Origin of the sequence: Vibrio sp. L3-7 (assembly GCF_963898195.1) — a bacterium.
GTDB classification, from domain to species: domain Bacteria; phylum Pseudomonadota; class Gammaproteobacteria; order Enterobacterales; family Vibrionaceae; genus Vibrio; species Vibrio echinoideorum.
Window position 1 is genome coordinate 165133 of the sequence record NZ_CAWQUW010000066.1, and the last position, 18936, is coordinate 184068.

The 18936-nt window shown below is 46.0% G+C and carries 15 protein-coding genes and 1 riboswitch; of the genes, 9 read left to right on the forward strand and 6 right to left on the reverse strand.

The window, feature by feature from the left end; all coding sequences use genetic code 11:
* Positions 1-113 precede the first annotated feature (113 nt).
* Positions 114-539 carry a phosphate-starvation-inducible protein PsiE gene (locus AACW75_RS23800; protein ID WP_017076524.1) on the reverse strand — a complete coding sequence of 142 codons (426 nt, stop codon included), beginning with the start codon at positions 537-539 and terminating at the stop codon, positions 114-116.
* A gap of 239 nt (positions 540-778) precedes the next feature.
* The gene (locus AACW75_RS23805; RefSeq protein WP_017076523.1) at positions 779-2149 is read right to left on the reverse strand and encodes an NCS2 family permease; all 1371 of its coding nucleotides are present in this window, start codon (positions 2147-2149) and stop codon (positions 779-781) included.
* 58 nt (positions 2150-2207) lie between these two features.
* A riboswitch (purine riboswitch) is annotated at positions 2208-2307 on the reverse strand.
* Positions 2308-2655: 348 nt separating this feature from the next.
* On the opposite strand from AACW75_RS23805, the gene gmk reads away from it, so the two are divergent.
* From gmk to recG, 4 genes are all read left to right on the forward strand, one after another.
* Positions 2656-3279 carry a guanylate kinase gene (gmk, locus tag AACW75_RS23810; RefSeq protein WP_017076522.1) on the forward strand — a complete coding sequence of 208 codons (624 nt, stop codon included), beginning with the start codon at positions 2656-2658 and terminating at the stop codon, positions 3277-3279.
* 279 nt (positions 3280-3558) lie between these two features.
* On the forward strand, positions 3559-3831 hold the full coding sequence (gene rpoZ / locus AACW75_RS23815; protein ID WP_009848003.1) for a DNA-directed RNA polymerase subunit omega: 273 nt from the start codon (positions 3559-3561) through the stop codon (positions 3829-3831).
* Between the two features lie 45 nt (positions 3832-3876).
* Positions 3877-6003: a bifunctional GTP diphosphokinase/guanosine-3',5'-bis pyrophosphate 3'-pyrophosphohydrolase gene (gene spoT / locus AACW75_RS23820; RefSeq protein WP_004735646.1), complete on the forward strand. Its 2127-nt coding sequence runs from the start codon at positions 3877-3879 to the stop codon at positions 6001-6003.
* A gap of 417 nt (positions 6004-6420) precedes the next feature.
* Complete coding sequence (gene recG, locus AACW75_RS23825) at positions 6421-8499, forward strand: ATP-dependent DNA helicase RecG (RefSeq protein WP_029405087.1); 2079 nt, start codon at positions 6421-6423, stop codon at positions 8497-8499.
* A gap of 116 nt (positions 8500-8615) precedes the next feature.
* On the opposite strand, the gene envZ is transcribed toward recG, so the two are convergent.
* Together envZ and ompR are read right to left on the reverse strand one after the other, a co-directional pair.
* A complete protein-coding gene (gene envZ / locus AACW75_RS23830; RefSeq protein WP_010433621.1) occupies positions 8616-9917 on the reverse strand; it encodes a two-component system sensor histidine kinase EnvZ in 1302 nt (433 codons plus the stop codon).
* 329 nt (positions 9918-10246) lie between these two features.
* Positions 10247-10966 carry an osmolarity response regulator transcription factor OmpR gene (ompR, locus tag AACW75_RS23835; protein WP_009848007.1) on the reverse strand — a complete coding sequence of 240 codons (720 nt, stop codon included), beginning with the start codon at positions 10964-10966 and terminating at the stop codon, positions 10247-10249.
* 178 nt (positions 10967-11144) lie between these two features.
* Here ompR and greB point away from each other — a divergent pair, with 178 nt between their 5' ends.
* Complete coding sequence (gene greB, locus AACW75_RS23840) at positions 11145-11627, forward strand: transcription elongation factor GreB (RefSeq protein ID WP_145570082.1); 483 nt, start codon at positions 11145-11147, stop codon at positions 11625-11627.
* Between the two features lie 676 nt (positions 11628-12303).
* The gene (locus tag AACW75_RS23845) at positions 12304-14634 is read left to right on the forward strand and encodes a Tex family protein (RefSeq protein ID WP_145570081.1); all 2331 of its coding nucleotides are present in this window, start codon (positions 12304-12306) and stop codon (positions 14632-14634) included.
* 264 nt (positions 14635-14898) lie between these two features.
* On the opposite strand, the gene AACW75_RS23850 is transcribed toward AACW75_RS23845, so the two are convergent.
* Both AACW75_RS23850 and bioH read right to left on the reverse strand, forming a co-directional pair.
* Complete coding sequence (locus AACW75_RS23850; RefSeq protein ID WP_004735616.1) at positions 14899-15372, reverse strand: hypothetical protein; 474 nt, start codon at positions 15370-15372, stop codon at positions 14899-14901.
* 337 nt (positions 15373-15709) lie between these two features.
* Positions 15710-16486: a pimeloyl-ACP methyl ester esterase BioH gene (gene bioH, locus AACW75_RS23855; RefSeq protein WP_145570080.1), complete on the reverse strand. Its 777-nt coding sequence runs from the start codon at positions 16484-16486 to the stop codon at positions 15710-15712.
* A 93-nt stretch (positions 16487-16579) separates the two neighbouring features.
* On the opposite strand from bioH, the gene AACW75_RS23860 reads away from it, so the two are divergent.
* The 3 genes from AACW75_RS23860 (at position 16580) to nudE (ending at position 18913) form a co-directional block, all read left to right on the forward strand.
* The gene (locus AACW75_RS23860; RefSeq protein ID WP_186437183.1) at positions 16580-17293 is read left to right on the forward strand and encodes a phosphoribosyltransferase family protein; all 714 of its coding nucleotides are present in this window, start codon (positions 16580-16582) and stop codon (positions 17291-17293) included.
* A 109-nt stretch (positions 17294-17402) separates the two neighbouring features.
* Positions 17403-17987, forward strand: a complete 585-nt coding sequence (gene nfuA, locus AACW75_RS23865) for a Fe-S biogenesis protein NfuA (protein WP_004735612.1) — start codon at positions 17403-17405, stop codon at positions 17985-17987.
* Positions 17988-18361: 374 nt separating this feature from the next.
* A complete protein-coding gene (gene nudE, locus AACW75_RS23870) occupies positions 18362-18913 on the forward strand; it encodes an ADP compounds hydrolase NudE (protein WP_009848014.1) in 552 nt (183 codons plus the stop codon).
* The last annotated feature ends 23 nt before the right edge of the window (positions 18914-18936 follow it).

The following is an 18936-nucleotide window of genomic DNA, read 5'->3' on the forward strand; positions in this document are numbered from 1 at the left end:
AAGCACACCAAGACACTTAGGCGTCATATTGACTCACAATAAAGAACAAAAAAACCCAGCAACATGGCTGGGCTCTTAGTCGTTTATGATCAGTTGCTTATTACCTGATTGAGTTACTCATCCGGCTTCTTAGTTCTTAGATCGACATATGGCCAGTAATGGTGCCCTACTCGAATTAACAGTGTGGCTGCGGCTAAGATAAATGCAGCGACAGACAACCAAACGATGAGTACTGCATCTAACTCTTTCATACCTAAGGTGATGTAACGAGCAATCGCCATCATCGCGATGTAGATCGGGTATCGCACCGGGATCTTACCGTTCATGACAAACTGTTGAACCATCGCCAACACTTCCAAGTAAATGAACATCAGAAGAATGTCGGTCAGTTGCACTCGACGTTCCGCAAAGACGTGCATGAACTCTTCCATCATGGCAAACAGTGTCGCCAGTGTGATCGCCACCAATAAAACGGCTTCAAGAATGTGGAAAACCTTAAGGAAAGGCTTACTAAAAGACTTAGGTAAGTGCGAAGGCATAGTCACTCTTCAAAAATAATTAATCCAATATCTACAATAGCATGCATCAATATAAGTCGCGCACTCTCAAAGCATCGACTTTAGGATGACGCCATCAACTAACGATTAGCTAAGCTAGCAGATACAGATACAGATACAGATACAGATACAGATACAGATACAGATACAAAAATGGCTCCACATTTACTGCAGAGCCATCTATTTGTCTTTTATCTACCGACTTTATTTACTAACGAGTCTTAGAGCAGAATCAAATAAGTCAAGAACACCACACACAGTCCGTAGATAAGCGGGTGTACTTCTTTGCGCTTACCCGCAACAACCATCGTGAATGCGTAGCTGATGAAGCCCATCGCCATGCCGTTTGCTGGTGAGAAGCTTAGAACGGTGAACATGATGGTAAAGAACGCTGCAATGCGTGACTCTTTCTTTTCCCAGTTAATCTGACCCAGACGACCCACCATGTAAATACCCACCACGACCATCGCAGGTGCAACCATTGCCGCAGAGAAGATGGAGAAGATTGGGTATAGGAAAAGGGAGATTAAGAACAGACCAGCCACCATGACTGCTGCTAAGCCCGTTTTCGCACCTTGAGAAGAAGCAATACCAGACTCAGAGAAAGCGGTAATCGACGTTGTACCTAAAATCGAACCAATCACCGTGCCGCCCGCATCAGCAACCAAAGCCGATTTCGCGTTTGGCATCTTACCGTCTTTATCGATGATCCCAGCATCGCGGCCAACACCTACTATGGTGCTCAAGCCATCAAAGAAATCGACAATCAGGAAGATAAGCACGATGAACAGCAAGTCGAATATTTTCTCAGGCGTGAAAGCAGAGAAATCAAAAATAGCGCCGAAGCTACCGGCCATGCTTGGCGGCATAGCAAAGAACTGGTCTGGAATTGGTGCATTTGATGTACCCATGAATACATCAGCAAGAATGGTCAGAGCGATAGCAGAAACGAACGAGATGAACGTTGCCAGCTTTATGTCACGAACCATACAACCTAGAGCAATGAAGATACTCACGTAAGCGATAATCACTTTTGGATCTGAAATATCACCCAAGCCAACCAATACGAATGGGTTAGACACTATGATGCCCGCGTTCTTAAGACCTAAGAAGGCAATGAACAAACCAAGCGAAACCGTAATCGCTAGCTTCAGGTCTTCTGGAATCGACTCAATCATCGATTTACGAATGTTGGTCAACGAGAACGCAAGATAAAGGATACCCGATAGAAAGATGCCAAATAGTGCCTCATTCCAAAGTACTGCCACTGAACCACTCAACAACAAACCTTTGAAGAAGCCATTCATACTCATACCCGGCGCTAACATCACTGGGTAGTTACCCCAGATGCCCATAATCAGCGTTGCAATCGCAGCAGACAGGGCGGTGGCAGTAAACACTGCACCTTTGTCCATTCCAGGAATATCACCCAAAATCGCTGGGTTAACCGCCAGAATGTAGCTCATCGCTAAGAAGGTAATAAAACCCGCGTACAGCTCAGTGCCAATCGTGGTTTTTCTTTCAGTGATTTTAAACATCGAATCAAGCGAGCCAGAGGTGTTCTGGGCTTTCAAAGTGGAATCGGTACTCACAACAAAACCTTTGCAATAAATTAAGAATTTGGTGATTCAAATGCTGTGAGAATAGAGGGGTCTCTACACTAAAAACTGTAGTCACCAAGGTAGGCTCGGTAGTAGAAACATCTAGTCCATATCACTAGATATATACAGCATTTAATCGTTTGCGCGGATTGTAAGGATTGAGATTAAAACTTCAACAAATTTTGTCCAGATCACATAAAAAAGTGAAGATGACGAGTCATTGCAGTTATACAAAGATCCTTGAAAAGATCATTCGCTGATAAATAACGATCAAGCCAGTTGTTCTCAATCATCTAAATATGCTACTCTTCGCCTCCATTTTTCTGACCTAATTTTCACCAATTGTCTCTATTAGTTTCACTCGTTATCTCTTTATAGATGTAACCACCGGAACAATTAATAGATGCACCACCGGAACAAAAATTAGGGTCAGTGCTATCTTTTATAGTGTCGGTTTATCACCTTCACTCAATCCAACCAACAGTGGAAATATACAGATGGGCATAGGTACTCTTTACATCGTATCTGCACCTAGTGGCGCAGGTAAATCGAGCTTGATCTCAGCAATGCTGGAAACCAATCCAACCTACGCAATGAAGGTATCTGTTTCACACACCACTCGCGGTATGCGCCCTGGTGAAGAGAATGGTGTTCACTACCACTTCGTAGAAAAACATCACTTTGAAGACCTGATTAAGAAAGGTGAGTTCCTAGAGTACGCTGAAGTATTCGGCAACTACTACGGTACTTCACGCGTGTGGATTGAAGAGAACCTAAACCGCGGTATCGATGTATTCTTAGATATCGACTGGCAAGGTGCTCGTCAGATCCGTGAAAAAATGCCTCAAGCGAAGAGTGTTTTCATTCTTCCACCATCAAATGGTGAGCTAGAGCGTCGTTTGAATGTTCGCGGTCAAGATAGCGACGAAGTTATTGCGAAACGCATGAGCGAAGCAAAATCTGAGATTTCTCACTATGCAGAATACGATTATGTGATCGTGAATGATGACTTTGATGCAGCCTTAATGGACTTCAGAGCAATCATTCGTGCGGAGCGTTTGAAAGAAGATAAGCAAGCAGCTAAATACAGCGGCATGCTTACAGCACTACTAGCGGAATAATCTCTGATACCAATCGTAGTAAACAACTGGTCATTCTAGCTTGCTAAAAAGCCTGATAACGTCGTTATAATTTTTGATTGTAGGGTGACTACTTATCGAAAAATTCTGCCTTGTTCTCAAACTTTTTTCCGGCGCTATCTCTGAGCACTTATTTACTGTGATTGGTATAACTGGATTTTCCATTGAGATAAGTATACGGTGAGCTAGAAAGTCTCTAGTTAAACTTGTATACTTTCTCGTCATATAAAATTTATTAGTTAATTACTATTTGGAGTCCTCATGGCACGCGTAACTGTTCAAGACGCTGTTGAAAAAGTTGGCAACCGTTTCGACCTAGTTCTTATTGCGGCTCGCCGCGCACGTCAAATGCAAACTGGCGGCAAAGATTCACTAGTGCCTGAAGAAAACGATAAGCCAACGGTTATCGCTCTTCGCGAAATCGAAGAAGGTCTTATCACTAAAGACGTACTAGATGCTCGTGAGCGTCAAGAGCAACAAGAGCAAGAAGCGGCTGAACTTGCAGCAGTAAGCAGCATCGCTCACACTCGCTGATAGAATCAACGTCATTCGAACTAATTAACCTTCCGGGCCTTTAATTTGTATCTATTCGATAGCCTCAAAGACGTTGCCCAAGAATACCTAACAGAGCCTCAAATTGAGGCTCTGCGTCAATCTTATGTGGTAGCGAGAAATGCCCATGAAGGGCAAACCCGTTCAACGGGTGAACCATACATAATCCATCCTGTTGCTGTTTCAAGAATCCTGGCAGAAATGCGTCTGGATATCGAAACTCTGCAAGCCGCCCTACTCCACGATGTAATTGAAGATACTGAAGTTACAAAAGAGGAGCTAGAAGCTCAATTTGGCAACACTGTTGCTGAACTGGTTGATGGTGTATCTAAGCTGGATAAGCTTAAATTTCGTGATCGCAAAGAAGCGCAAGCAGAGAACTTCCGTAAGATGGTTCTCGCCATGGTGCAAGACATCCGCGTTATCTTGATCAAATTAGCTGACCGTACTCATAACATGCGCACGCTTGGGGCACTTCGTCCTGATAAAAAGCGTCGTATTGCTCGCGAAACCCTAGAAATCTATTCTCCACTTGCTCATCGCCTTGGTATTCATAACATCAAGACCGAACTAGAAGAGTTGGGCTTCGAAGCCCTCTACCCTAACCGTTATCGCGTACTCAGAAATGTAGTGAAAGCTGCGCGTGGTAACCGTAAGGAAATGATCCAACGTATCCATAGCGAAATTGAAGGCCGTCTTGAAGAAGTCGGTTTGTCTGCTCGCGTCGTAGGTCGTGAAAAGAACTTGTTCTCAATCTATAACAAGATGAAAACCAAAGAACAGCGCTTTCACACCATTATGGATATCTACGCTTTCCGCGTAGTGGTTGATACCCCAGACACTTGTTATCGCGCACTTGGCCAGGCTCACAGCTTGTACAAGCCACGTCCGGGCCGCATGAAAGATTACATTGCGGTACCAAAAGCCAACGGCTACCAATCTCTTCATACGTCAATGATCGGCCCTCACGGGGTACCTGTAGAGGTTCAGATCCGTACCGAAGATATGGAGCAAATGGCCGATAAAGGCGTCGCGGCGCACTGGTCTTACAAAGGCAGTGGCTCACGCAGTAGCAACGGGACAACCGCACAGGTTAAAGCACAGCGTTGGATGCAGAGCTTACTTGAGCTTCAACAAAGCGCAGGTAACTCATTCGAATTCATTGAAAACGTTAAATCTGATCTGTTCCCAGATGAGATCTTCGTGTTCACGCCAAAAGGTCGCATCGTCGAACTTCCTGCGGGTGCAACAGCGGTCGATTTTGCTTACGCGGTGCATACCGATGTGGGCAACATGTGTGTAGGGGCTCGTGTCGACATGAACCCTTACCCACTCAGCAAATCGCTGAAGAATGGTCAAACCATTGAGATCATCAGTGCTCCGGGCGCACGTCCAAATGCAGCATGGCTCAACTACGTGGTGACCTCACGCGCTCGTACGAAGATCCGTCAGGTTCTGAAGACAATGCGCCGTGAAGAGTCGATTACCCTAGGTCGTCGTCTACTGAATCACGCACTTGGTGAACACTCTATTGCCGATATCGGCCAAGAGAACCTCGAGCATGTATTGTCTGACTTACGCCTAGAAAGCGTTGAAGACTTGCTAGCATCGATTGGTCTTGGCGAGCTGATGAGTATCGTCATTGCTCGTCGCCTACTGGGTGATGCTGACGAACTGACTGAAGTGAAAAACAACAGCGATGCGCCTAGGAAGAAACTAGCTATCCGCGGAGCTGAAGGTCTACTACTGACTTTTGCAAATTGTTGTCACCCGATTCCAGGCGATCACATCATTGCTCATGTATCTCCAGGTCGTGGCCTTGTGGTTCACCGCGAAACGTGTCCAAACGTTCGTGGCTACCAAAAAGAACCAGACAAATACATGGCGGTGGAATGGTCTGACGATTACGATCAAGAGTTCACAGCTGAACTTCAGATCGACATCCAGAACCACCAAGGTGCACTGGCAGAGTTAACGAACGTTATCTCTAAAACGGGCTCAAACATTCACGGTATTTCAACCGAAGAACGTGATGGACGCCTGTACACAGTGACTATCTTGCTGACGACCAAAGATCGTGTTCATCTTGCAAGTATTATGAAAAAGCTACGTGTGATGCCACACGCGCTGAAAGTAAAACGTCGTAAGAACTGATCTAAAAGCAAATAAATAAAGCAGATGAGAGATACGAGTCTCGAGATGCGAAGAGCAAAAACTTTTCACCACCTCAACTCTTCGTATTTCGAGTCTGCTTTAATTTTTTGTACTGCCCTGTTTTCTATATCCCCCCTTTAGTACCCAGTTTACTCGTACCTCGTCTCTGCCCTTGATCCTTTCGTATCTCGTTTACCCGTATCCCGCATCTACTCTTATTCCCTTCGCATATCGTTTACTCGCATCCCGAATCTGCTCTTAATCTCTTCGTATCTCATTTACCCGCAACCCGAACCTGCTCTAATCTTTTCGCATCTCGTTCACTCTCATCCCTCATCTGCTTCTAAGCTTTACCCTGTACAAAAATCCAGTAAAATGCTTGAATAGATTATCTCTCTTACGTTTATGAGCCTTGTTATGTCACAGCTTTTATCTGCTATCCCTCTCAACTCTTTATCTGGAGTCGGCGCTAAAGTCGCAGAGAAACTAGAGAAGGTTGGGCTTAACAATGTACAAGACCTGCTATTTCACCTGCCTTTGCGCTATGAAGATCGAACGCGTATCTATCCCATCGTAAAACTGCATGCTGGTTTATGGGCAGCAGTGCAAGGCAAGGTAATGCACGTCGATACCATTTTCGGTAAACGTAAGATGCTCGCAGTAAAGATCAGTGATGGTAATGGCACTATTACCCTACGTTTTTTCAACTTCACTGCAGGCATGAAAAATAACTTTGCCGAAGGCAAACAAGTGCATGCTTATGGTGAGATCAAGCGCGGTAACATGGGGCTTGAGATCGTCCACCCTGATTACAAATTCTTTGCGCCGAGGCAACAACCAGACGTTGAAGCCAACCTAACTCCGGTGTACCCAACCACCGAAGGGCTAAGACAAGTCACGCTGCGTAATCTTACCGATCAAGCTCTAGAGTTAATCGACAAGGCCGCAGTTAACGAGCTTCTCCCATCCGGTTTATACGACCACCAAATAACACTCGCGCAAGCACTGCATACCATTCACAGGCCTCCTCCGGGCATTGACCTAGAGCTGTTTGATGAAGGTAAACACCCTGCGCAGCTGCGCCTGATTATGGAAGAGCTACTGGCTCAAAACCTATCGATGCTGTCTGTTCGTAGTAAAGGGCAGCAAGACAAGGCAATGCCTTTTCCTCCGGTAAACACCCTCAAAGATAAGTTGTTAGCTCAACTTCCGTTTTCACCAACCAATGCTCAAGTAAGGGTGACTAAAGAGATCGAAGCCGACCTTGAAAAGCCACACCCTATGATGCGTTTAGTACAGGGTGATGTAGGTTCAGGTAAAACCTTAGTCGCCGCACTGGCAGCCGTTCGCGCACTCGAACATGGTCAGCAAGTAGCACTTATGGCACCAACTGAACTACTCGCAGAACAGCACGCGATTAACTTTGCTAACTGGTTTGAAGCGATGGGCATTCAAGTCGGTTGGCTGGCCGGTAAACTCAAAGGTAAGGCTCGTGAAACTGAACTAACACGTATTGCCAGCGGCGAAGCGCAAATGGTGGTCGGTACTCATGCGCTATTCCAAGAACATGTCGAGTTCAAAAACCTTGGCTTAGTGATCATTGATGAGCAACACCGATTTGGCGTCCACCAGCGATTAGAACTGCGTGAGAAAGGCGCAAAGCAAGGCTACTACCCCCATCAGTTGGTCATGACCGCCACCCCAATCCCACGAACGTTAGCAATGACGGCCTATGCCGACCTCGAAACTTCGATTATTGATGAACTGCCACCGGGACGAACACCAATTCAAACTGTGGCAATTCCTGATACCAAGCGCGATGACATTGTTGAACGTGTGAAAAATGCGTGTCTCAATGAAGGCAAACAAGCCTACTGGGTATGTACGCTGATTGATGAATCGGAAGTACTGGAAGCTCAAGCTGCAGCTGATACGGCAGAAGAGCTGCAACGCAAACTGCCTGACGTAAAAATTGGTTTAGTCCATGGCCGTATGAAACCCGCCGAGAAACAAGCGGTGATGCGAGAGTTCAAAGAGAACAAGCTGCATCTATTGGTTGCGACAACCGTGATTGAAGTCGGTGTGGATGTACCGAATTCGAGCTTAATGATCATCGAGAACCCAGAACGTCTTGGCCTAGCGCAACTGCACCAACTGCGGGGCCGTGTTGGCCGAGGTTCGGTCGCAAGTCATTGTGTATTGTTGTATCACTCACCGCTGTCTAAAACCGCTCAGAAACGCTTAGGTGTGCTACGTGAAAGTAACGATGGCTTTGTGATTGCACAGCGTGACTTAGAAATCCGTGGCCCCGGTGAATTGCTCGGTACCAAACAAACTGGCTTGGCTGATTTCAAGATCGCCGATCTAATTCGTGACCAACGTTTGATACCTGAAGTGCAGCGTATTGCGCGTCATATTCACGATAGCTACCCAGACAATGCCAAGGCGATCATCAACCGCTGGTTGGGTGAACGCGATGTTTACTCTAAGGCATAGTTAACACTGCATAAAAAGACAAAAAGGCTTCCCTTCAAGGAAGCCTTTTTACTGTGCGTTACTCTCATCAAGCAAGAGCGAGGATCTCTATACAGATCCCCAACTCCCAATAGTATTTAAGGCTTCACAGGGAAACTGATCTGCGCTTTTAACCCGCCCTCACTGCGGTTATTAACCACAACAGCACCTTGGTGCTGGCTGACAATACGTTTCACAATCGCTAAGCCTAAACCTGTCCCTTCACTGCCTCGGGCGGTATCACCACGCGTAAACGGTTCAAACAATTTACCGATCTGATCCTGCGGGATACCCGGGCCATTATCTTCCACCGTTACCCAAGCAAGCTTGTTATCCGCCGTCATACCAGTCGAAACCTTCACCCAACCATTGCCATAACGCAGTGCATTTACTACCAAGTTACTCACCGCACGCTTCATCGCAATTGGGTTACCAAGCGCGGGCTTCATTGATTCCGGAATATCAGTTTCAATCTGCACTTCGTATCCACCCTCAGAGCTAGAAACCTCGCGAGCAATATCATCAACAAACACCGCTTGGAATGAATCTCGGTCAACTGGCTTTAGGTAGTCCATAAACTGGCTGATGATCTCATTACACTCTTCGGTATCACTGATGATCCCTTCCGCTAAGTAGCTGTCTTCTGGCGACATCATCTCGGTCGCTAAGCGAATGCGTGTTAAGGGAGTACGTAAATCGTGGCTGATACCCGCCATCAACAAGGCTCGATCTTCTTCCAATTCTTGAATGCCTTTCGACATCTGGTTAAAGGCTCGTGTTACTGAACGAATTTCTTGAGCACCTTGAACCGGCAGTGGTGGCGGTATATCACCACGACCCACACCTTGCGCGGCTTTCTCCAGCGCAATCAAAGGCCGGTTTTGTAATCGGATAAACAACCAACCACCAGCAACAATCAACAACGCCATGATCAAGCTGTTACGAAATAGAGGCGCAAAATCTTCTTCTTGCAACTCTGATAACGGAATACGAATCAAAGAGTTGGGTAACTGCGCAATGTCCATCCACAACACATAGCTCTCTTTACCCAAGATCAGCCGCACTTCGGTTTCAGATCCCAGTTCTTTAGTCATCTCCTCGCTCATCAAGTCAATCGCAACAGCATGGTAATACTCGCCCGCCGCTTCACTGTTTTTAGCGTGAACGGTCACCCCTAGCTGCTCAAGCACACGCTGACGCAGTGGCGCATCAATCTCGATATCCATGTCAGTGCCTTGGTCCAACACAAGGTTTAACTCATGAGCCAAGATCTTATTAAACTGCTGCAAACTCGGCATTAGTGCATAGTTGAACACCGCGTAATAAGAAAAGATTTGGCTAGCGACCAACAGGGTTAAAAAGAGCACTATCGACTGAGTAAAGGAGCTACGTATGCGCATAGAAGACCTAAATTGAGGGGATGATAAAGGGATATAATGGAAACTATAACTCTAATACCAATCACAGTAAGTAAGTGATCATAAATAGCGTAGGAAAAAGGCTTGAAAACAAGGCGGAAGTTTTCGATAAGTAGTTATTCTACAATCAAAACTTCTAACGAAGTTATCGAGCGTTTTAACAAGCTAGGATGACCAGTTATTTACTACGATTGGTATCGACCCTTGTGCTGAATACAAAACGGGTCATCGCATGTTAATGAGATGACCCGTAAATATAGAATTCTGATTCACAGAACTGATGAAGCTAGTATAGAGCTTACAAAGCCGGCTTAAACTGCTTTACCATCTGGAACGAATACGTAACCCAAGCCCCACACCGTTTGGATGTAACGAGGTTTACTTGGATCTTCTTCCACTAGACGACGCAGACGTGAAATCTGAACATCGATAGAACGTTCCATTGCTGAATATTCACGGCCACGCGCCATGTTCATCAGCTTATCGCGAGACATTGGCTCACGAGCGTTAGTGACCAGTGACTTGAGCACCGCAAATTCACCTGAGGTAAGAGGCATCGGCTCTTCACCGCGGAACATTTCACGCGTACCTAGGTTTAGGCGGAATTCACCAAACTCAACCACAGATTCTTCTGTGCTTGGTGCGCCCGGCGCTTCAATCACTTGGCGACGCATTACCGCTTTGATACGAGCTAATAGCTCACGCGGGTTAAATGGTTTTGGCAGGTAATCATCCGCACCCACTTCCAAGCCCACAATGCGATCCACTTCATCACCCTTTGCCGTCAGCATAAGGATAGGTAGCGAGTTGTTTGCGTTTCGTAGACGACGACAGATCGATAGGCCGTCTTCGCCCGGTAACATTAAATCCAATACCATCAAGTGAAAATTTTCACGGGTTAACAGGCGGTCCATCTGCTCACTGTTTGCCACGCTACGCACTTGAAAGCCTTGCTCTGACAGATAGCGTTCTAGCAATGCACGTAGACGAGCATCGTCATCGACCACTAAAATTTTGTAGTTTTCTTGCATGTAATGGTTCCACCTATTAAAGCTTAAACCTAAGGTTAAGCATTCTTGGTAAATTGTATATTGGTATAAGACATTAAAAATGTAACATTATTGGAGAAAAAGTCGCCTAAATAATTGTTAACGTATGTTGCCTTTCTATATATTCTATCTTAGATCATCATTTCATTAAGTCAGATTTATGAAAACCAAACTTATCACCCGAGAAGGTTATAACAAGCTCAAAGCAGAACATGACCACTTATGGCACGAGAAACGTCCTGAAATTACCAAGATAGTCACTTGGGCTGCAAGCCTTGGAGATCGTTCAGAAAACGCAGATTACACCTTTAATAAGCGTTTACTTCGTCAGATTGATCGCCGAGTCCGTTTCTTAAGAAAATTCCTACCTGATGTGACTATCGTTGATTACTCGCCGCAACAAGAAGGTAAGGTCTTTTTCGGTGCTTGGGTCGAAATTGAAAATGATGATGGGGAAATTAAGAAGTTTCGTATTGTCGGCCCTGAAGAGATCTACGGTGGTGCGAAAGGTTATATCTCTATCGACTCGCCAATGGCTAGAGCTCTGCTGAAGAAGGAAGTGGATGATGAGTTTACGGTAACCACACCGGAAGGCGATAAAGAGTGGTTCATTAACTCGATTTGCTACGCAGACGACGCGTAAAGTTTATGGCTTATGGCTTAGCGTGATTAACCGGCCATCACAGGTCGAGCAGACAAACCCAAACTCCAGATAAAAGAAAACCCCGCTAGGCTTGCGCCTGGCGGGGTTAAGTCTCTATCGCAGCAATCCGGCTACTGTTTATCTCTTCGAGATAAGGTGCTCCCTGCATCTGTCCTTGATAGTGGCTAAATCCTTTAACCAATTTCCTTTTTGTTCATCGCCATCCTAGCGGTGTCCATTCTAGCCTGTCATCCTGACTGGCGAATCTCATCCAGAGATTATCACTTCCTTGCTGACCACTCATCCTAAGTAATCAAATCTTCATCCTGAAGATACCTAGTCCATTAGGCTTTTTCCTGTTCCTGCCAACTCCCTGTCGACAAGTTAAATATTACGGTATTTGGGCGAGTTTCCTAGATAGTCCCAAAAAATATTTCAGGTGGGAAATATACCCATAGACACACAACCACATAAAATCAGTAACTTAGGTTTATTTTAAGACGATTTTATCGGTTTAAAGTGACTTAGGCTTACATCACGTGTGAGAGATCTCTTACAAAGCGGGTATCACAAACGGAAATTCGACTTCTGACAGGATAATTACACAGCCAAAGCTAGAAAAAGCGTACGCTCACCCCCATGTATTTGTCATGATATTAAATAAGAGATTCATCGGATGAGCCAAGCTATCTGTCGACTGATCGCTGAAGAACTGAATGTTCGTTCAGAGCAAGTCACCGCCGCAGTCAACCTAATTGACGACGGTAACACCGTTCCCTTTATTGCCCGCTACCGTAAAGAAGTCACGGGTGGCTTAGACGATACCCAGCTACGTAACCTTGATAGTCGCCTTTCTTACCTTCGCGAACTTGACGATCGCCGCCAAACGATTCTTAAGTCAATTCAAGACCAAGGTAAACTCACGCCAGAATTAGAGCGTGATATTACTCAAGCCGACAGCAAGACTCGCCTAGAAGATTTATACCTGCCATACAAACCAAAGCGCCGCACCAAAGGCCAGATCGCGATTGAAGCAGGCTTAGAGCCACTTGCAGATACACTTTGGAATGAACCACAACACGATCCTGAAACCGAAGCCGCTAACTTCATCAGCAGCGATAAAGGCATTGCTGATACTAAAGCGGCACTGGATGGGGCACGTGCAATCGTGATGGAGCGTATTGCAGAAGACGCAAACCTACTTGAAAAGATTCGCCAACATCTAACACGCAACTCTGAGCTCGTTTCACGTGTCGTGGCAGGCAAAGAGCAAGCTGGCGAGAAATTCAAAGATTACTTCAAACACAACGAAACACTCAACAAAGTACCTTCACACCGTGCGCTTGCGATGTTGCGAGGCCGAAATGAAGGCTTCCTAACGCTGGCAATGAATGCTGATCCAGAGCAAGAAGAAGGTGTACGTGGCTCTTACTGCGAGAACATCATCTCTGATCATTATGGCATTACCCTGAGCAGCGCACCTGCAGATGCATGGCGTAAGCAAGTGATTAGCTGGGCGTGGCGCATCAAAGTTTCTATGCACATGGAAACCGAGTTGATGGGCGCGATGAAAGAACGCGGTGAGATCGAAGCGATTGAAGTGTTCGCAACCAACCTTAAAGATTTGTTGATGGCAGCACCTGCTGGCCCTCGCGCAACCTTGGGCTTGGATCCGGGTTTACGTACCGGTTCGAAAATCGCCGTGGTGGATTCAACGGGTAAGGTTCTAGCAACAGAAACCATTTACCCTCACCCACCACAGAAGCAATACGACAAGTCTGCGCACGTGGTTGAGCAGATGGTTCGCCAATACAATGTTGATTTGATTGCGATTGGTAATGGTACGGCTTCACGCGAAACAGACAGCTTTGTTGCTGATGTGATTAAGCGTGGCAACCTTACAGCGCAAAAAATCATAGTGAGTGAGGCTGGCGCATCGGTTTATTCGGCTTCTGAGTTAGCAGCAAAAGAATTCCCTAACATGGATGTATCGATTCGTGGTGCGGTGTCTATTGCCCGTCGTCTGCAAGATCCATTGGCAGAGCTGGTGAAGATTGACCCTAAATCGATCGGTGTGGGCCAATACCAACACGACGTGAGCCAAACTATGCTCGCTAAGCGCCTAGATGCGATTGTCGAAGACTGTGTAAACGCGGTTGGTGTTGATGTGAATACTGCTTCTGCTGCACTGTTAACTCGTGTAGCCGGCCTTTCTACCACCATCGCTCAGAACATCGTAGACTTCCGTGATGAAAACGGTCGCTTCGAAGCGCGTACAACACTCAAAAAAGTCGCTCGTTTAGGGCCAAAAGCCTTTGAACAGTGTGCGGGTTTCCTGAGAATCATGGATGGTAAGAATCCATTAGACGCATCTTCAGTTCACCCAGAAGCTTATCCATTGGTGAAAACCATCGCCGAGAAAAACCACAAAGACATCAAGTCTCTGGTGGGTAATACAGACTTCTTACGTGGTTTACATGCGGTTGATTACACCAATGAGAACTTCGGTGTACCTACGGTAACCGACATCATCAAAGAATTGGATAAGCCGGGTCGAGATCCTCGTCCTGAATTCAAGACAGCAACCTTCGCCGATGGCGTAAATAGCATGTCTGACCTAGAACCCGGCATGATCTTAGAAGGTGTAGTTTCAAACGTAGCCAACTTTGGCGCCTTCGTTGACATTGGTGTTCACCAAGACGGTTTAGTGCATATATCAGCGCTAACCGATCGTTTTGTCTCTGATCCTCATGAAGTCGTGAAAACGGGGGAAATCGTCAAAGTGAAGGTGATGGAAGTCGATGTTCAACGTAAACGTATTGCGCTAAGCATGCGTATGAAAGATGAACCCGGCCAAGACAACCGCGCACAACGTTCAAGTGCACCTCGCACGCAAAACCGCCCGAATCAAAATTCGCAAGGTGGACAACGTCGTCGAGAAGAACCGCAACAAAACGCTGCGATGGGTGGTGCTTTTGCCGCTGCCTTTGCTAAAGCGAAGAAATAATAGGTCAATGAAACGACTGCGTGTCGTGAAATAAATAGCCTGTAAAAACAGAAAACCTGCATCCCTTAGGGTATGCAGGTTTTTTTATTATGTGTTCAAAAAAGACATCGAAGCTTAGCTGTATTCTACGTATTTTATACTCGAAATAATTGGGGTTGCAGCTAGGCAACAAGTAAGTTCAGCCCTATGAGCATAGGGGTTCTATGTAATTAGGGTGAACTTACGCTGTTAACAACGCTGCGGCTTCAAGTATGAAGAGTATAATTACAACACAACTAGCATTCCTGATGGAGCATGAGGCGCAACAGCATGACCATAATGATATTTTATGACCTTACGTCGCTTCTCCATCTGTCCCTCTTGAATCGCCGCATCTAAAACATGCTTTGGCAGGCGGAAACGCATGGTATAGCCCTTTCCTTGATCAGCACTGTATGTTCTCAGTGCCAATAAGCTGAACAACCTATCAAAAGGATCTTGTGGCTCTTCTTGGCTAATCGAATTGGCCTCTGACTCGTTCTCCATTTCATAACCTGGATGGTCTGAAGGATCCCAAGCCGACTGCTGCCTTCGCTTATCGTCCGGTTTTACCTTTCGCTCTGCATTGGTTTTCGCCAATGCTACGGCGGGAGCGACAGGTTCTCGAACTCTATTATCACGCGCAACTTGCTCTGTTTGCACATTAACGGATGGGGCGATCAGTGGCACACTCACTGCAGTTGCAGGTGACACAATCATCGCGAACTCCTCAAGAATCGCCCATCGTTATTGCTATAACGCTGCTGTACTGAGTTACACAGCAGGCATAGCCCAAAACTTACCGCAATCAGCTCAGGAGAGAGTTAGGTCTGAGTATCATGCAACGCCTTGGTGTTATACCAATCGTAGTAAATAACTGCTCATCCTAGCTTGTTAAAATGCTCGATAACGGCGTTAGAGCTTTTGATTGTAGAATAACTACTTATCAAAAAGCTCTGCCTGTTCTCAAGCCTTTTTCCTACGCTATTTTTGAACACTTACTTACTGTGATTGGTATTAGGTTATATATCGACCAAGCCAGCGATAAATTTAGCGATTATTTTCGCGCGAAGCTGACCAGTTCACTGCAAAAGGCATCTGCTTCAGTCATAAAAGGCGCATGTGAAGACTGAGTGAAGATGTATTGTTCGGTATGAGGTAAGGCTTTGCCCAAGTCTTTTGCAACCTTGATTGGCACAAGCCCATCTAATCGACCGTATAAACGCAGCATAGGCACAGAGATCTGCGGTAATTGTTCACGGAGGTCAACGTCTGACAGCATCTTTAAACCAGCCAATAATGAATCGGGATTCGGCAACGGGCGAGAAAGCACCGCTTGCTTGAGTTGTTTGACATCTTGTCTTGCAGAAGGACTGCCCATGGCTTGCAACGCCATAAAGCGTTCGATGGTGGTTTGAAAGTCTTCAACCAACTGTTCAGTGAATGCGCTTAATACGTTTGGCTGAATGCCTCGCCATAATACGGGTTCTTTTGCGGCAGCAAACTTAGGGGAACTGGCGACAGTCACCAGTTTGCTCACGTAATCGGAGTGATGCAGAGCCATGTGCGTCGCGACCAAACCACCGAGTGACCAACCCACCCAAATCGCTTGCTTGGGCGCGTCGACCAATAGTTGCTGAGCAATCTCTTCAAGATCTTGAGCGTGGCTGTGAGCACTGTGTCCATACCCTGGAAGATCGACAACATGCACTCGGAAGTCAGCTTCTAAAGCGGTAACAGTTTGCTGCCATACCGCACCATTCATACCCCAGCCGTGAACCAGAACTAAATCAGGTCCTTGCCCTGAAACATGCCAATACAACGCGTCACTCATTCTCATTATTCCCTACTTATTTCATCCACCATCAAGGGTACGTTTCAGTATGGTGAGTACAAAGAACACCATAACCCAAAAGCACTGCGAGCTATGTTATCTGATTGGCTACAAAAACACACACCACGGCTGGTCACACCTCAATGTCACCTATGTAAATTGGATAAATCCTCTCATGATGATCATCCGCGATGGTGTAATGATTGCCTTAATCTCTTCGAGCCAGTGCCGCGTTGCCAGCAGTGTGGCTTAAAAACCCTAACTACCGTCGAGCAATGTGGTCAGTGCTTATCTCAACCTCCACCTTGGCATCGTCTCTATTGCGTTGGGGACTACACCTTTCCAACAGCACGTTACATTCAACAAATGAAGTACGCCGATAAGTTTTGGTTTGCACGTGATCTATCAAAGTTATTGGCTTCACGTATCGAGCATCCTGCTCCGCTGATCACCAGCGTACCTCTGCATTGGCGTCGATATATTCATCGAGGCTTTAATCAAAGTCAGCTGCTCGCTAATTACACAGCTCAAGAACTTGGCGTTAAAGATGAGGTGCTGTTCCGTCGAATTCGCTCAACCGCTTCTCAGCAAGGGCTGACTAAATCCGCACGCTTACATAATCTAAAGAGCGCTTTTACGCTTCGAAAACAAGACTTTCAAGGAACTGTCCCTTCCCACGTCGCGATAATTGATGATGTTGTAACCACCGGCAGTACTGTGTATCAATTATGCCAATTACTACTTGAAGTAGGCGTGAAAAGGATTGATATTTACTGCATCTGCCGCACTCCTGAGCCCTCTGGATAAAAGCTGTGAATCGCTACTTGTACAGCAATCCAACAAAAAAGGGCTGAATTACAAATCTGACAGGAGTAGAATGGCGCTAATAACCTACAAATCTACTCAGGTATTCGTCGTGTCAAATATTACTATTACAGAAACAGCTCAAACTCACTTTGCCAATCTGCTGTCACAGCAGCCTGAAGGTACAAACATTCGTGTGTTCGTGGTAAACCCAGGCACACAAAACGCTGAGTGTGGTGTTTCTTACTGCCCAACAGATGCTATCGAAGCGTCTGACACTAAGCTTTCTTTCGACGCTTTCTCGGCATACGTTGATGAGCTAAGCCTACCATTCCTAGACGAAGCTGAGATTGACTTCGTAACTGACAAAATGGGCTCTCAACTCACGCTAAAAGCGCCAAACGCTAAAATGCGTAAAGTATCAGACGACGCAACTCTTATAGAGCGTGTTGAGTATGCAATCCAAACACAAGTGAACCCGCAGCTTGCTGGCCACGGCGGTCACGTTAGCCTAGTAGAGATCACTGAAGAAGGCGCAGCTATCGTTGCATTCGGCGGCGGTTGTAACGGTTGTTCGATGGTTGACGTAACGCTTAAAGAAGGCATCGAGAAAGAACTTCTTCAACAATTCGAAGGTGAATTGACGGCCGTTCGTGATGCCACTGAGCACGATCGCGGTGAGCACTCTTACTACTAATCATTTTACGACTAGGTACTTCATGACTAGCTACTTCACGACCAAGTACCTTACAACTAAGTGCTACTACGACTAAGCACTCATGCAGTCTTAGCCAGTAGAAAGTTAAAGATTCAATCAAAAGGTTGATGCGCAAGCATCAACCTTTTTTTATGTTTAAAACAGCAGAGCACTTCCGAACCGTCTATTTCTCGTTCAATGCCCATAATGACGGGCGCGTTACCATTTGGAGTAAGGTATTCAAGTGATCGCAATCGGTTCCTGATCCAATAATTCCAGGATATGAAAACTCGGATCTAGGAACTCAACTCTATTTCCCCTATATTAGAATGACTTTATAAGAAAGAATTCCAATGAGCTAAGGAGCGAGCGCAATGACAAAAAGGACCAAGCCAGAAATTTTGGCTCAACAAACTGTCGCTCAATCAAAACTATTCTCTATCGAGTCTCTCGATTTACGCTTTTCAAACGGTGAAGAGCGCACTTACGAACGCATGAAGCCCAGCGGTCGCAACGCAGTAATGATGGTTCCGATTACTGAACAAGGCGATATTCTGTTAGTACGTGAATACGCAGCAGGCACAGAGCGCTATGAACTCGGCTTCCCAAAAGGGCTAATTGATCCAGGTGAGCAGCCCAATGAAGCCGCCGTTCGTGAACTAAAAGAAGAGATTGGCTTCGGTGCCAACAAGCTCACTCCTCTAAAAGAAGTGATCCTTGCACCCTCTTATTTCTCTAGCAAAATGACGCTGTTTATCGCAGAAGAACTCTACCCAGAGAAACTAGAAGGTGATGAGCCAGAGCCACTAGACATTGTGCGTTGGCCACTTGCTCAAGCCGAAGAACTGTTAACGCATCTCGACTTCTGTGAGGCTCGCAGTATTACAGCCCTACTATTAGCCCTTCGTGTATTAAACAATAATTAGAACATTCAGGCTCGCTCGAAGAG